General features: G+C 69.1%; 4 protein-coding genes and 2 pseudogenes. All 6 read right to left on the bottom strand.

Going from position 1 to position 16,779, the window contains the following annotated elements; all coding sequences use genetic code 11:
- On the bottom strand, nucleotides 1–1,651 hold a 1,651-nt coding region (locus NY1_RS41420), incomplete at its 3' end, for a type I polyketide synthase (protein ID WP_169815492.1).
- A gap of 12 nt (nucleotides 1,652–1,663) precedes the next feature.
- On the bottom strand, nucleotides 1,664–4,318 hold the full coding sequence (locus NY1_RS45600; protein WP_439956075.1) for a type I polyketide synthase: 2,655 nt from the start codon (nucleotides 4,316–4,318) through the stop codon (nucleotides 1,664–1,666).
- 18 nt (nucleotides 4,319–4,336) lie between these two features.
- Nucleotides 4,337–6,874, bottom strand: a pseudogene (locus tag NY1_RS45605) (type I polyketide synthase); the annotation flags it as partial.
- A 59-nt stretch (nucleotides 6,875–6,933) separates the two neighbouring features.
- Nucleotides 6,934–9,585: a type I polyketide synthase gene (locus tag NY1_RS45610; protein WP_439956076.1), complete on the bottom strand. Its 2,652-nt coding sequence runs from the start codon at nucleotides 9,583–9,585 to the stop codon at nucleotides 6,934–6,936.
- A 12-nt stretch (nucleotides 9,586–9,597) separates the two neighbouring features.
- Nucleotides 9,598–12,174, bottom strand: a pseudogene (locus NY1_RS45615) (type I polyketide synthase); the annotation flags it as partial.
- 23 nt (nucleotides 12,175–12,197) lie between these two features.
- Nucleotides 12,198–16,760, bottom strand: a complete 4,563-nt coding sequence (locus NY1_RS41435; RefSeq protein ID WP_369690475.1) for an SDR family NAD(P)-dependent oxidoreductase — start codon at nucleotides 16,758–16,760, stop codon at nucleotides 12,198–12,200.
- Between the last annotated feature and the right edge of the window lie 19 nt (nucleotides 16,761–16,779).

Raw genomic sequence — 16,779 nt, forward strand, 5'->3', positions numbered from 1 at the left:
TGGCGGTCCGGCTGCCGAAGTTCGTCATGTGCCCCGCCGCAACCCCCTCGGCCGAATCGGTATCGCCGGCGGATATCGCTTTCAAACCCGCGAGCAAGTCCGCGTGACTGGTTCCGATGACGACCGCACGATGTTCGAACAGTGCACGCCCGCCGAGAGCGACGGCCGTGTCGGTCAGTGACGGAAGATCAGTCGAGACGCAGTCCAGTAAACGTCCGGCCTGCGCGGCGAGCGCGGCTGGTGATCTGGCCGAGATCACCCACGGCAGCACCCGATCTCGCGATTCCGGATCCCCGGGCCCGGCCTCGCCGGTGGTATCCGCCCGGGGCTCTTCGAGGATGACGTGGGCGTTGGTCCCCGAAATACCGAACGAGGACACCGCCGCCCGCCGCGGACGACCATTACGCGGCCAGTCCCGCGCTTCGGTCAGCAGCTCCACCCGGCCCGAAGCCCAATCCACATGCGGCGAAGGCTCGTTCACATGAAGCGTCGCGGGCATCCGCTCGAAACGCATCGCCTGCACCATCTTGATCACACCTGCGATACCCGCGGCAGCCTGCGCGTGACCGATGTTGGACTTGATGGAGCCCAGCCACAGCGGATCGCCTTCCGCGCGCTGACCGTAGGTCGCCAGCAACGCCTGGGCTTCGATGGGATCACCCAGTTTGGTCCCAGTGCCATGCGCCTCGACCAGGTCCACATCACCGATACCCAGACCCGCGTTGGCCAGAGCCTGCCGGATCACCCGCTGCTGCGACGGGCCGTTCGGCGCGGTCAGGCCATTGGAGGCACCATCCTGATTCACCGCCGAGCCAGCCACCACCGCCAACACCCGATGACCCAATTCCTCAGCCCGAGACAGCCGTTCGACCACCAGCACACCGACACCCTCGGCCCAGCCGGTACCGTTCGCACCACCGTCGAAGGACCGGCACCGGCCGTCCGGCGAAAGACCCTGCTGCCGACAGAATTCCACGAACATCTGGGGCGTCGCCATCACGGTCACGCCCCCGACGAGGGCCAGTTCGCACTCCCCCGCGCGCACGGCCTGCCCGGCCGAGTGCAGGGCCACCAGAGACGACGAGCATGCGGTGTCGACGGTCACCGCAGGGCCTTCCAGTCCCAGCGTGTACGCGACGCGACCCGTGATCACCGAACCGGCCTGTTCCATCGAGCCGTAGTCGTGATACATCGCTCCCGCGAACACTCCGGTGTTCGTCCCGCGCAACGACTTCGGATCTATGCCGGCGTCCTCGAGCGCTTCCCAGGACACCTCCAGCAGCAGTCGCTGCTGCGGATCGATCTCGAGTGCGTCCCGGGGCGCGATCCCGAAGAATCCGGCGTCGAATTCGCCCGCACTGTAGAGAAATCCACCCGATCGCGTGTAGGTCCGGCCCGGGACGCCGGGTGTCGGATCGTAAAGTTTCGCGGTATCCCAGCCCCGATCGGCCGGAAAATCGCCGATGCCGTCCCGGCCCTGATCGACCATGGCCCACAAGGCCGCCGGGGAGTCCGCCCCGCCGGGATACCGGCACGCCATACCCACAATCGCCAAGGGTTCGGTCAACCGGCGGTGACCGGCGCGGAGTTCTTCGACCTCGATCAACGCGGCGCGGAGAGCGTCGACCAGCCTGGTGTCGGAGTTCGTCATGGTTGTCACCGCTCACTTCTCGCCGGATGCTTCGCCGAGGGCGAGGCGGATCAGGTCTTCTTCGTTCATTTCCCGGATCCGGCTGGTCGTCGCGGCGGTGCTCGCGCTCGTCGCCGACTCGGCCCGGAGCCGTTGTGGCGGTGTGGAACCGGCGCCGTCCTCCGGTCGCACCAGTTCCGCGAGGTGATCGGCCAGGGCGCGCGATGTCGGATAGTCGAAGACCAGTGTGGCGGGCAGTTCCGCCTCGATCGCCGCAGCGACTCGATTGCGGAATTCGACCGCTGTCAGGGAGTCGAAACCCATTTCCTGGAACGGCCGATCGGCATCGATGAAGTGCGCGCCCGCATAGCCGAGGAGCGTCGCCGCATGCCCTCGCACCTGGTCGAGCAGCGTGCGCCGCCGGGCCCGGGAATCCATCGACCGCAGGGCTGCTGCCCGCCCGCCGCTCCGTTCGGCCGCACGACGGCGGTCCCGGCGCAGGATTCGGTCGAAGATCGGCGGTGTCCGGAAGCCCCCGGCCAGCGCGGCCCGATCCAGATGCGCGGGTACGCAATGACTCTGCGCACCCGCGAGGGTCCGGTCGAACAGGCGCAGGCCCTCGGCCGCCGACAGTTCCACCAGACCCGATCGGTTCAACCGGCCGCGATTCGCCTCGGCAAGCCGCGCGGCCATGCCCTCCTGCGCCCATGGACCCCAGGCCAGCGAGGTGGCGGCGAGCCCGCGTGCACGCCGGTGGGCGGCGAGGGCGTCGAGGAAAGCGTTCGCGGCAGCGTAGTTTCCCTGACCCGGACCGCCCAGGACGCCGGACACCGAGGAGTAAAGGACGAACATCGTGAGGTTCGTATCCGCGGTCAGGCGGTGCAGGTTCCAGGCGCCGTCGACCTTCGGTGCGAAGACCGCATCGATTCGGGAAGGGGTCAACGACGTCACCACGGTGTCGTCGAGCACGCCGGCGGTATGGACGACGCCGGTCAGCGGCGTGTGAGCGGGAATGCCCGCTAGGATTTCGCGCAGCCGAACGGCATCGGCGACATCACACGACTCGATCCGCACCGTCGCGCCGGCCTCGGTGAGCTCGGCGCACAGCTCGGACGCTCCCGGCGCGGACATCCCCTGCCGGCTGAGCAGCAGCAGCGCGCGGGCGCCGTGCGCGGTGACCAGATGGCGCGCGGCCAGCGCACCGAGACCTCCGGTGCCGCCGGTGATCAGGATCGTGCCGCCGGTGTCGATCTCCGCCGGCACGGTGGGCGTGGTCAGAGGCTCCAGCCGCGGCGCCAGCAGGCGGCCTTCCCGTAGCGCGAGCTGGGGTTCGTTCGCTTCGAGCAGTGCCGCGATATCCGGTTCGCCGGTATCTGTGTCGGCCAGGATGATTCGACCCGGATGCTCCGACTGCGCGGCGCGCACCAGCCCCCAGATCGGCGCTCCCGCGAGGTCGTTCACCTGCTCGCCGGGCAGACCGATCGCGCCCCGGGTCACCACCACCAGCCGCGCCCGCTCGAAACGCGAGTCCGCCAGCCAGGTCTGCAGCACCTCGAGCACGCCGCCGACCCGAGAGCGAAGCTGATCGGCGTCGGTGCGGGGATCCGGAACACAATGCAGCACAACGGCATCGGGGGCGGCGTCGGGGTCGATCGGCGGCCAGTCCACGATCTCCGCCGATCCGACCGGAGTAACCGGGAAACCGATATCCATCCACTCGACGGCGAACAACGAATCGCGCGATCCGCCGACGGCGAGTTGTTCGGGCGTCACCGGGCGACCGGCCACCGAACCCACCGTCAGCACCGGATGACCTGTCTCATCCGCTGTTTCGACCGACAGCGACCGATCCCCCACCGCAGCGGCACGCACCCGCAGCCGGGTCGCGCTCCCGGCGCGAGCCGTCACCCCCGACCACGTGAACGGCAGCACGAGCTGACCACCGGTCAGCAGCGACGCGTGCGTCGCGGCATCCAGCAGGGCGGGATGAACGACGAATCCGGCCGCCGAAGCCGTATCGCACAGCTCGGTCTCGGCGAACACCTCGTCGCCGCGCCGCCACGCCGCTCGCAGACCGCGAAACACCGGGCCGTAACCGAAGCCCAGCTCTTCGAGCACGTCGTAGGCCGGCCCCACCTCCAATGGTTCGGCGCCCGCGGGTGGCCATTCCGCCCAATCGAAGGTCCCGGTCACGCCGCCGGAATCCTGCACACCGCGGGCGTGCAGTGTCCATCCGGATTCGTCCGCGGCACGGGAGAAGATCGAGACCGTGGGCGGCCCGGTCTCTACCGGGTCGACCGTGACCTGGATTCGTACCGCGCCGGTCTCGGGAAGTATCAGTGGAGTCAGGATCGTCAGCTCGGACAACGCGTCACAGCCCACCTCCGCGCCCGCGCGCAGGGCGAGCTCCACGAAGCCGGCACCGGGGAACATCACCTGCCCCAGCACCGTGTGATCGGCCAGCCAGGCGTGGGTTTCCAGGGACACGCTGCCGGTGAGCGTCACCGCGCCGTCGCGGGCGGACTCGATCACGGTACTCAGCACCGGATGCTCCGCGCTCCGCAGTCCGAGATCGGTCGCGTCGGCACGTGCCTTCGGCGTCAGCCAGAACCGCCGGCGCTGGAACGCGTACGGCGGCAACGATATTCTTCGACCGCCCCGTGGCGCGGTGACCGTCTCCCAGTTCACGGTGCCGCCCGCGACGAACAGATCGGCGAGAGCGGCAAGTATCGCGGTGGGCTCGTCCGCGTCACGTCGCGCGATGGCTGTGACCCGCGCACCGCGCGCGTCCACGGTGTGACCCACCATCGGCGCCAGCGACGACTCGGGGCCGATTTCCAGGAACCGGGTGATGCCGGCGGCCGTCATGGCGGCCACCCCGTCGGCGAAACGGACGGGGTCGCGGACGTGGTCCAGCCAGTAGCCGACGTCGGCGTAATCTTCGCCCGCGCGTTGCCCGGTCATGGTGGACACCAGTGCGATTCGTGGCCGGGACGGCCTGATATCCGCGATCTCCGCCGCGAACCCCGCGAGCATCGGCTCCATCAGAACCGAATGAAAACCATGCGACACCCGCAACCGCGATGTCCTTCGCCCCCGCCCCGCGAACACCGCCACCACCGACTCCACCGCACCGGCAACCCCCGACACCACCACCGACACCGGCGAATTCACCGCCGCCAAACTCACCTCGGCGGAAAGAAACTCCGCGATTTCCGATTCGGAGGCCTCCACCGCCGCCATCGCCCCGCCCGGGGGCAGTTCCTGCATCAATCGCCCCCGCGCCACCACCAACCGTGCGGCATCGGGTATCGACAACACCCCTGCCACCTGTGCGGCGGCGATCTCGCCCACCGAATGACCGGCGACCGCGTCGACCGTGACTCCCCAGGACCGCAACAGCGCGAACACTGCCACTTCGAACGCGAACAGGGCCGGCTGGGCATAACGCGTCTGAGCCAGCAACGCCTCGTCCGACCCCCACATCACCTCGCGCAACGGACGATCCAGCCACCGATCCACCTCGGCCACCACCTCGTCCAACGCGGCCGCGAACACCGGAAAAACCTCCGCCAGACCACGACCCATGCCCACCCGCTGCGAACCCTGACCCGAGAACACCACCCCGGTACGACCCGGCAACACCCGACCCGACACCACACCCGGATGCGGTACACCGGTGTGCAGCGCCCGGGTGCCGGTCACGAGTTCCGTGGTGGCGGCGCCCAGCACGACGGCGCGGTGATCGAACGGTGAGCGTCGTGCCAGTGCCAACGCCACGTCCGCGGCAGACGTTTCGCCGGTGGCCAGGAATTCCAGAAGCCGCGTGCTCTGCGCGGTCAATGCGGCGGCCGTCTTCCCAGAGAACACCCAGGGCAGCACGGGCTCGTGCGAATTCGGCTGCGCCGTGCCCTTTTCGGCCACCGCCGGTGCTTCCTCCACGATCACGTGAGCATTGGTTCCGGAGAGTCCGAACGAGGACACCGCCGCCCGCCGGGGGCAGCCGTTCGCGGGCCAATCGCGCGCCTCGGTGAGCAACTCGACCCGGCCCGCCGACCAATCCACGTGCGGGGTGGCCTGCTTCGAGTGCAAGGTGGCCGGCATGCGCTCGAAGCGCAACGCCTGCACCATCTTGATCACGCCCGCCACGCCGGCGGCGGCCTGGGTGTGGCCCATGTTCGATTTGATCGACCCCAGCCACAGCGGATCCCCGCCGGTGCGCCGGCCATAGGTCGCCAGCAGCGCCTGTGCCTCGATGGGGTCACCGAGCGTGGTACCCGTGCCGTGCGCTTCCACCACGGCCACATCCGCGACCCCGAGCCCGGCGGCAGCCAGGGCTTTCCGGATCACCCGCTGTTGCGCGGGACCGTTGGGAGCGGTCATGCCGTTCGAGGCCCCGTCCTGATTCACAGCCGAGCCCGCGATCACGGCCAGCACCCGGTGTCCCAGTTCACGTGCCCTGGACAGCCGCTCGACGACCAGCACGCCCACGCCTTCGGAGAGCCCGACCCCGTCCGCCGCACCGGAGAAGGAGCGGCAGCGCCCGTCGGGCGAGAGTCCCTGCTGCCGTGCGAAACCCAGCACCATGCCCGGGGTGGACATCACGGTTACGCCGCCGGCCAGGGCCAGGTCGCATTCCTCGGAGCGCACGGCCTGCGCGGCGAGGTGCAACGCCACCAAGGACGAGGAGCACGCCGTGTCCACCATGACCGTCGGTCCCTCCAGACCCAGGAGATAGGCCACCCGGCCGGACAGGACCGAACCGCCGTTGGCGGTCAGGATGTAGTCGTAGAGCTCGTGCGAGACCTCGTCCATGCGCGGCAGGTAGTCCCAGGAGAAGGATCCGATGTAGACCCCGGTATCGCTGCCCCGCAGCGTTTTCGGGTCGAGCCCGGCGTCCTCGAGCGCTTCCCACGACACCTCGAGCAGCTGGCGTTGCTGCGGATCCATCGCCACGGCCTCGCGGGGACTGATCCCGAAGAAGTCGGCGTCGAAATCGGCTGCGCCGGATAGGAATCCGCCGGAGCGGGTGTATGTCCGCCCGGTCTTGCCCGGTTCCGGATCGTAGAGCCGCTCGATGTCCCAGCCGCGGTCGGTGGGGAATTCGCCCACCAGGTCGCGCCCCTCGGCCACCGCGTCCCACAGTTCGTCCGGGGAGTTCACTCCACCGGGGAAACGGCAGGCCATGCCCACGATGGCGATCGGTTCCGTGAGACGACCGCGCAGCTCGGCGTTCTCCCGCAGCAGGGTGTCGTGCTGCCGCGCCGCGGCGCGAAGGGCTTGGAGCAGTTCATCGTTCGACGTCATGATTGAACGCCTTCCCTGGCGTCGGGCCGTGGTTCGAGGAATCGCCGCACCAGCTCGCCCGCGTCCATACTTTCGAATTCCGGGCCGGGTCGCGTATCCGCTGCCGCCTCGGCCGAGAGCACGGGATCGGGCTCGTCGGTATCGAACTGCGCGGTCAGGTATTTCGCCAGATCCCGTGGCGTCGGGTAGTCGAAGATCGCGGTGACCGGGACCGGCAGCTCCGTCACAGACTTGATCTTGTTTCGGAATTCCATGGCGCTGAGCGAGTCGAAGCCGAGGTCCTGGAACGCGCTGTCGGCGGCGAGGTCCGAATCCGCGCCGTAGGAGAGCACTTCGGCGGCGGTGCCGAGAGTCAGCTCCAGGAGCCGGTCCTGCCGCTCGAGCCGGTCGAGCTCGGCGAGCGTCCGTGCCTGTGACGGTGCGTACCCGGGACCGATATCGCGGCGCGGCGGCGTGCGGACGAGCCCGCGCAGCAGTGCGGGCAGTTCCCCGGTGCGCGCGCCGAGCGCGGTGCGATCGATGCGGACGGGTGTCAGCATCGGATTCGACTGGGCCAGCGCGATATCGAACAGGGCGAGCCCGTGGACGGTGCTCAAGGGAATGACACCCTGGCGGCGGATCCGGCGCAATTGCCGATCGGTGATCTCGGCGCCCATCCGCATCTCGGCCCAGGGTCCCCACGCGAGTGCGGTGGCGGCTTGCCCCCTCGCCCGACGATATGCGGCCAAGGCGTCCAGATACGCGTTGGCGGCGGCGTATCCGCCCTGACCGCCCGCGAGGATCTGACCGCCGACCGACGAGAAGAGTACGAACATGCGAAGGTCCATGGACGCCGTCAGCTCGTGTAGGTTCCACGCGCCGTCCACCTTGGCGCGCAGGGTGGCGTGCACTCGCTCGGACGTCAGGGATTCGATCAGCCCGGCGTCGAATACGCCCGCGGTGTGAATCACGCCGGTCAACGGCGCGTGGGTGGGAATCGTGCTCAGGATCTCGCGCAGCCGCTCGGAATCGGCGACATCGCAGTCCTCGATCCGCACCGCGGCTCCGGCGCGGGTCAGCTCCGCCGACAGGTCCGCGGCCCGCGGCGCCGAGAGTCCCCGCCTGCTCAGCAACAGCAGGTGTTTCGCGCCATGGGCGCTGACCAGGTGCCGGGCCAGCAGCGCGCCCAAACCACCGGTGCCACCGCTGATCAGGATCGTGCCGTCGGGCTCGATCGGCGCGGCCGTTCCCGCGGTGACGATCGGGGCCAGACGCGGTACCCGGCAGGCACCGTCTCGCAGCGCGGTCTCCGGTTCGCCGGTCGCCGCGATCGCCGCGAGGTCCATCGCATCGTCATCGCTGTCGACCAGGAGGATCCGGCCCGGATGTTCGGCCTGCGCGGCGCGCACCAGGCCCCAGATCGGCGCCCCCGCGAGATCTTTCACATCCGCACCGGGCAGCCCTACCGCACCGCGTGTCACCACGATCAGGCGCGATTGTTCGAAACGCTTGTCCGCCAGCCATTCCCGCAGGACGGTGAGCGCACCGGCGACACGCTCGGCCGGTGGCGTCAGTCCGTCCCCGTCGGCTCGGAACAGCACGAGTTCGCCCGCCGGATCGGTTCCCGCGACACCTCGCCACTCGGTGATGCGCATCGAAACGTCGCCGGCGGGCAGGGAGATCGGCCGCCATTCGATGCCGAACAGCGCATCACGCAGCCCACCGGCGACCAACTGCTCCCGCGAGGCCCCGCGCCCCGCCAGCGACCGCACCGACAGCACCGGCCGGCCGGACTCGTCGGCGGCCTGCACCGAACGCGACTCCTCCCCCACGGTCACGACCCGCACCCGCAATCTGTCAGCGCCCCGTGCGGATACCGTCACTCCCGACCAGGCGAACGGCAGCACCAACCGGCCGCCCGTCAGCAGCGAGGTGTGCATGGCGGCATCGAGCAGCGCCGGATGCACGACGTAGCCCGAACCCGAAACCCCTTCGCCCAATTCGACTTCGGCGAATGCTTCGCTCCCGCGCAGCCACGCCGACCGCAAACCGCGGAACACCGGACCGTAGCCGAAGCCGAGCTCAGCCAGCACGTCGTAGGCCGACTCCACGTCGACCGGCTCGGCGCCCGCCGGTGGCCAGACTTCCCAGTCGAACGGATCGGCCGGCGCCAGGTGCTCGGCCAGCACCCCGCGAGCATGCAGCGTCCACTCGGCCGCGTCCTCGGCGCGGGAGAACACCGAGACCGTGCGCTCGCGTGAATCCGCGTTCGCCCGCACCACGGTTTGGATCCGCACGGCGCCCTCGCCGGGCAGGATCAGCGGGGTGAGCAGAGCCAGTTCGGACAGACCGGCGCAGCCGACCTCCTCACCGGCGCGCAGGGCCAGATCCACGAATCCCGTTCCCGGGAACAGCACTTGGTCCAGCACTTCGTGATCGGCCAGCCAGGGTTGTTCGGCAAGCGACAGGCGCCCTGTCAGCACGGTGGTCGGTTCCTCGGCACTGTCCAGGACGGCGCCGAGCAGGGGGTGGCCCGGATCGCGCAGGCCGATCCCCGCCGCGCTGCCGCGACGTTCCGGGTTCAGCCAGTATCGCTTTCGCTGGAATGCATAAGGCGGCAGCGATATTCGCTTCTTCGGGAGGCCGCCGATCACCGCCCGCCAGTTCACGTCGGCGCCGGTGGTGAATATCCGGGCGAGGGCCGCTGAGACCGCGACCGGTTCCGGGACCGAACTCCGCAGGCCCCCGACCGCAACCGCCGAGCCGGGATCGATGGACTCGGCCACCATCGCCGTGAGCGCTGAGCCCGGGCCGAGTTCGAGGAAACGGGTAACGCCCAGTTCGGCCATCGTGGTGACACCGTCGGCGAAACGAACCGGAGCTGTCACATGCTCCATCCAGTAATCCGCTGTCGCCCAGCCCTCCCCGACCGGCAATCCGGTGAGGTTGGACACGACGGGGATTCGTGGCCGGGACGGCGTGATATCGGCGATCTCCGCCGCGAACCGCTCGAGCATCGGCTCCATCAGAACCGAATGAAAACCATGCGACACCCGCAACCGCGATGTCCTTCGCCCCCGCCCCGCGAACACCGCCACCACCGACTCCACCGCACCGGCAACCCCCGACACCACCACCGACACCGGCGAATTCACCGCCGCCAAACTCACCTCGGCGGAAAGAAACTCCGAAACCTCCGACTCGGTCGCCGCTATGGCGGCCATCGCGCCGCCCGCGGGCAGCTCCTGCATGATCCGCCCGCGCACCACCACCAAACGCGCGGCATCCGGTAGGGATAGCGCGTCCGTCACGTAGGCGGCGGTGATCTCGCCGACAGAGTGGCCGGCCACCATGTCCACCACCACACCCCACGACCGGAACAACATGAAAAGTGCGGCCTCGACTGCGAACAGGGCCGGTTGGGCATAACGCGTCTGAGCCAGCAACGCCTCGTCCGACCCCCACATCACCTCGCGCAACGGACGATCCAGCCACCGATCCACCTCGGCCACCACCTCGTCCAACGCGGCCGCGAACACCGGAAAAACCTCCGCCAGACCACGACCCATGCCCACCCGCTGCGAACCCTGACCCGAGAACACCACCCCGGTACGACCCGGCAACACCCGACCCGACACCACGTTCGCCCCGGCACGTCCGCCCGACAACGCTTCCAGCCCCGCGAGCAGTTCCGTCATATCGCCGCCGAGCACCACCGCGCGATGATCGAATACGGTGCGCGGCGTCAAAGCCACCGCCACGTCCACCGCTGAGGTCTCGGAATCGGCGGCGTACCGGTGCAGCCGTGTGGCCTGTGCCGTCACGGCCGCAGCGGTCTTTCCGGACAGGATCCAGGGAAGAGGAAGGCCGGTTCGATCCGGATTCGATTCCGGGACAATACTTTCAGTGTCCGGCGCTTCTTCGAGGATGACGTGGGCATTGGTGCCGGAAATACCGAACGAGGACACCGCCGCCCGCCGCGGACGACCGTTACGCGGCCACTCCCGCGCTTCGGTCAGCAACTCGACTCGACCCGAAGACCAATCCACTTGCGGCGAAGGCTCGTTCACATGAAGCGTCGCGGGCATCCGCTCGAAACGCATCGCCTGCACCATCTTGATCACACCCGCCACACCGGCGGCAGCCTGCGCGTGACCGATGTTCGATTTGATCGAACCCAGCCACAGCGGATCACCTTGCGTGCGTTGACCGTAAGTCGCAAGCAATGCCTGAGCCTCGATCGGATCACCCAGTTTGGTCCCGGTGCCGTGCGCCTCGACCACGTCGACATCGGAAATCCCGAGCCCGGCATCGGCCAACGCCTGACGAATCACCCGCTGTTGCGACGGTCCGTTCGGAGCGGTCAAACCATTGGAAGCGCCGTCCTGATTCACCGCCGAACCGGCCACCACCGCCAATACACGGTGGCCCAATTCAGTTGCTCGAGAGAGTCTTTCGATCACCAGCACACCGACGCCCTCGGCCCAGCCGGTGCCGTCGGCGGAACCGGAGAACGAGCGACAGCGACCGTCCGGCGAAAGCCCCCGCTGCCGGGAGAATTCCACGAAGATGTCCGGCTTCGACATCACGGTGACACCGCCGACCAGGGCGAGCCCGCACTCCCCCGATCGCACCGAACGAGCGGCGGTGTGCAGCGCGACCAGGGAGGAGGAGCACGCGGTGTCCACCGTCACCGCCGGACCCTCCAGTCCCAGGGTGTACGCGACGCGGCCCGACACCACCGAGCCGGCCTGTTCCATCGGTCCGTAGTCGTGGTACATCACGCCCGCGAACACTCCGGTGCTCGATCCACGCAGCGATCTCGGGTCGATTCCGGCGTCTTCGAGCGCCTCCCACGATGCCTCCAGCAGCAGCCGTTGCTGGGGGTCCATCGTGATGGCCTCGCGCGGGCTGATGCCGAAGAATCCGGCGTCGAAATCTCCCGCGTTGTAAAGGAATCCGCCCGAGCAGGTGTAGGACTTGCCCGGCACGCCTGGCTCCGGGTCGTACAGCCCCGCCACGTCCCAGCCGCGGTCGGCCGGAAAACCGCCGATGCCCTCGGCGCTCCGGTCGACCATAGTCCACAGCTCGGCCGGCGAATCCACGCCACCCGGGTACCGGCACGCCATGCCCACGATCGCCATGGGTTCGGCGGCCGCGTCCTGAAGGGCGTGTATCCGGTTGCGGGCTTCGCGGAGCTCGACTGTCATCCGTTTCAGGTACTGCGTGTACTTGGCTTCATCGGCCATGAGTCCCACTCCTTCGATCGCGTTGCCGGAGCTCAGAATTCGCGATCGATGATCGCGAAGAGCTCGTCACCGCTCGCCGATTCGATATCGCCGTTCGAGTCGGACCCGGAGTCGACGAGTCCGGTCCATTGCTCGGTGAGCCCCCGAAGGCGTTTGAGCACTTGCTGTCTGGTCTTGTCATCGCTGCCGGTCCACGAGGTGGCGGCCAAGGCCGCCTCGAGGCCGGTGAGCAGATTGCCGATGGCATGCCCGGCGTCCGGCTGGCCGGCGACCGTGCCACCGGCCAATTCGGCGGCCAGATAGCCAACCAGCGCGGCGGGATCCGGGTAGTCGAAGATCAAGCTCACGGGCAGCCGCAAGCCCGTCACGGCGCCGAGGCGGTTCCGGAAGTCGACCGCTGCCAGGGAATCGAATCCGAGTTCCTTGAAGGCTCGATCGGACTCGATCTCGGCGGTCCCGCTGTGCCCCAGCACCGCGGCGGCCTGCTCCCGCACCACGCTCAGCAACAGCTCGTGACCACGTTCGGCATCGAGTCCGGCCAATCGGTCCCGCAAGCCGGGACCATCCGTGCCTGCGCCGGCGGCGACCCGGCGCACGTTTCGGACCAACTTCGACAGCGCTGTCGGCAGGCGGCGCTGGCCGGCCAGGCTCCGCAGCACCGCCCGGTCCAGTCGCGCGGGAACGAGCAGCGCACGATCGGAGTTCAGCGCCGCGTCCCACAGCGCCAAGCCCTGCTCGGTCGTCATGGCGGCCAGGCCATCGCGACCGGCCCTGAACCGGTCGCCACCGGCCAGCGGGCCGGTCATGCCCGTGCTCTCCGCCCACAACCCCCAGGCCAGCGACATACCGGGCAGCCCTCGCGCCCGCCGGTACGAGATCAGGCCGTCCAGAAAGCGGTTCGCCGCCGCGTAGTTCGCCTGTCCCGGGGTGCCGAGTACACCCGCGATCGACGAGAACACCACGAACAGGGGCGGATTCAGCGCCACCGTCGCCTCGTGCAGGTTCCACGCGCCATCGACCTTCGGCGCCAGCACATCGCGCAACCGGTCGGCGGTCAGCTCCCCGACGACGCCGTCGTCGAGGACACCCGCCGCGTGCACCACGCCCACGAGCGGACCGGCCGCGCTGAGCTCGGACACCATGTCGCGCACCGCGATCCGGTCGGTGACATCGCAGGCCAGGACGCGCACCCGCGCACCGGCCGCCCGCAATTCGTCGGCCACGGTCTCCGCGCCCGGTGCCCGCGCGCCGCGCCGGCTGGTCAGCACGATGTCCCGGACGCCGTGCGCGGTCACCAGATGTCGTGCCAGTACCGCGCCCAAACCCCCGGTTCCGCCGGTCACGACCACCACGCCGGCATCGAGCAGAGGATGCGTGAATCCCGCGTCGCCTCCGTGTGTTTCGAGGCCGGTGAGCCGGGGGACGAGCACGTCTCCGGCACGCAGGGCGAGCTGTGTCTCCGTGTGCGGTGCCCGGCTGACCGCCCGGCCGATCTCGGTGTCGTCGAGTTCGACATCGCTGTCGAGCAGGACGATCCGGCCCGGATGCTCCGCCTGCGCGGAGGCCACCAATCCCCAGATCGCCGCCCCGGCCAGGTCCGTGATCGCGGCCCGCCCGGTGTCGACCGCGCCCCGGGTCAGCACGACCAGGCGAGAATCGGCGTCGACCGTGTCGCGCAGCCACGACTGCAGCGCGTTCAACGCGGCGGCCGTGCGGGTGTGCACTTCGTCGACGGTATCGGGCACGGAACCGTCGCCGGTGCACCGCAATACCCGTGTGTCCGGCATTTCGGCCGGGTCCGGGCAGGGTACGCCCGCGGCGGGTATCCAGCGCGTGTCGTACAGACCGTCGACCGGCGCTCCCGCCAGGACCGCGGCGAGCTGTCGCTCCGACACCGGCCGCGACACCAGCGATTCCGCGCTCAGCACCGAATGCCCTGCCGGATCCACGATCTCGACCGACACCGAATCGGTGCCCGTCGTCCGCAGCCGGGCCCGAACCCGGGTCGCGCCCGTCGCGGACAATCGAATTCCGGACCATGCGAATGGCAGCACCGTCTGTTCGGACGCCGCCGAGGTGATCAGCACCGCGTGCAATACCGCGTCGAGCAGGGCGGGGTGCATTCCGAAACCGGATCCGTCCCCTCCGGGCAACGCGACTTCGACGAACACGTCCTTGTCGTCACGCCAGATGCCGTCCAGACCGCGGAAGAGCGGGCCGTAGTCGTAGCCGCGGCGCGCCAGGCGGTCGTACACGCCGGTGAGATCGAGAGGTGTCGCACCGCGGGGCGGCCATACCCAGGGCTCCGATTCCGGCTCGGTCCCCTCCTCGGCGGTCGCGAGTACCGCCTCGGCATGAATGGTCCAGCCGGCGGATTCGACCGCACCGCCGTCCGTCCCGGTGTCCGGGCGGCCGAATACCGTTGCCTGCCTGGTTCCGTCGAGGGCCGGCTCGCCGACCACGATGCGCAAGGCGGTAGCCGACTCGGTCAGTATCAACGGCGTGGTGAGCGTCAGTTCCCGCACCACCGCACAACCCACGCGGTCGGCCACCGTCGCCACCAGGTCCACGAATCCCGCTCCCGGCAGCAGCGTCCGGCCGAACACCGCGTGCTCGGACAGCCACGGGGTCGACGTCACCGACAACCGGCCCGTCACCACGATCCGGCCGTCGTCCGGTGACTCGACCTCCGCGCCCAGCAGCGCGTGGTCCACCGCATGCAGTCCCAGCCGGGACATATCGGTCTGCGGGCGGTGATCCAGCCAGAACAGCCGACGTTGGAAGGCGTACGGCGGCAACGACACCTGAGCACGGTGCCGCCTGGGAACGAGCGTGGACCAATCCATCGCGCCGCCCGCGACGTACAGTTCCGCCGCACCGGAGAGGACCGCCGCGACCTCTCCGATCGCACGGCGCGCGGTGGCCACGACTCGGGTCCGGGCCGGGTCGATGCCCTGGGCGATCATCGGCGCCAGCGCGACGTCCGGTCCCACCTCGACGAAACGGGTTACTCCCGCGGCCGACAACGTGGCCACTCCTTGCGCGAACCGGACCGGACGGCGCACATGCTCCACCCAATAGTCCGCCGCCGCGTAGCCGTCCGCGGCGAGCTGCCCGGTCAGATTCGACACCACCGGAATACGGGGCGGCGATACCCGCAGATCCGCGATCTCGGCCGCGAACGCCGCCGCCATCGGCTCCATCAGCACGGAGTGGAACGCGTGCGAAACCCGTAGTCGCGAGGTCTTGCGCCCGCGTTCGGCGAAGACCGCGGCCACCGCCTCGACCGCCGCGGCGTCGCCGGAAATCACCACGGCCGCTTCGGCGTTCACGGCTGCGATATCCACACCGTCACGCAGTTCGCGCATGATCTCGGCTTCACTCGCCTGGATGGCGGCCATCGCGCCGCCGGCCGGCAATGCCTGCATCAACCGCCCCCGCACCACCACCAATCGGGCGGCATCCGAAAGTGACAGGACGCCCGCCACCTGTGCCGCGGCTATCTCACCGACCGAATGCCCGGCGACCGCGTCCACGATCAGGCCCCAGGATCGCAGCAGCTCGAACAAGGCCACCTCGAAAGCGAACAGGGCCGGCTGCGCGTATCCGGTCGACTCGAGCAATGCCGCGTCCGAGCCCCACATCACCTCGCGCAGTGGTCGATCCAGCCATCGGTCCACCTCGGCGACGACCTCGTCGAAAGCCGCCGCGAACACCGGAAACGTTTCGGCCAGTTCGCGGCCCATGCCGAGGCGCTGTGATCCTTGCCCCGAGAACAGCACACCCGTGCGACCGGGGACGGCGCGACCGGAGATCACACCAGGCGCCGGTATACCGGCGGCCAGCGCCTCCAGACCGGTTGTCAGGGACGCTGATTCGGCGCCGAGTACGACCGCGCGATGGTCGAAGACGCTGCGGCGGATCAGCGCCGCGGCAACGTCTTCAGCGGGAACGTCCTCGGCCGCGAGGTACGCGTGCAGCGCCGCGGCCTGCGCGGAAAGTGCGGCCTCGGACTTCGCCGCCAGCGTCCACGGCATCGCGGGAACGGCTGCGGCGCTGGGCATCACCGGGGATTGGGCCGCCGGTGGTGCTTCTTCGAGGATGACGTGGGCATTGGTCCCCGAAATACCGAACGACGACACCGCCGCCCGCCGCGGACGACCACCACGCGGCCACTCCCTCGCCTCGGTCAACAACTCCACCCGCCCCGCAGACCAATCCACATGCGGCGACGGCTCACTCACATGCAACGTCGCAGGCATCCGCCCGAAACGCATCGCCTGCACCATCTTGATCACACCCGCCACACCCGCAGCAGCCTGCGCATGACCCATATTCGACTTGATCGAACCCAGCCACAACGGATCACCCTCCCCACGCTGACCATACGTCGCCAACAAGGCTTGAGCCTCGATCGGATCACCCAGTCTGGTCCCGGTGCCATGCGCCTCGACCACATCCACATCGGAAATCCCGAGCCCCGCATTGGCCAGCGCCTGCCGGATCACCCTTTGCTGCGACGGACCATTCGGCGCGGTCAAACCATTGGAAGCACCATCCTGATTCACCGCCGAACCAGCCACCACCGCCAACACACGGTGGCCCAATTCCTCA

The organism is Nocardia yamanashiensis NBRC 100130, from assembly GCF_001613325.1.
Lineage (GTDB): Bacteria > Actinomycetota > Actinomycetes > Mycobacteriales > Mycobacteriaceae > Nocardia > Nocardia yamanashiensis.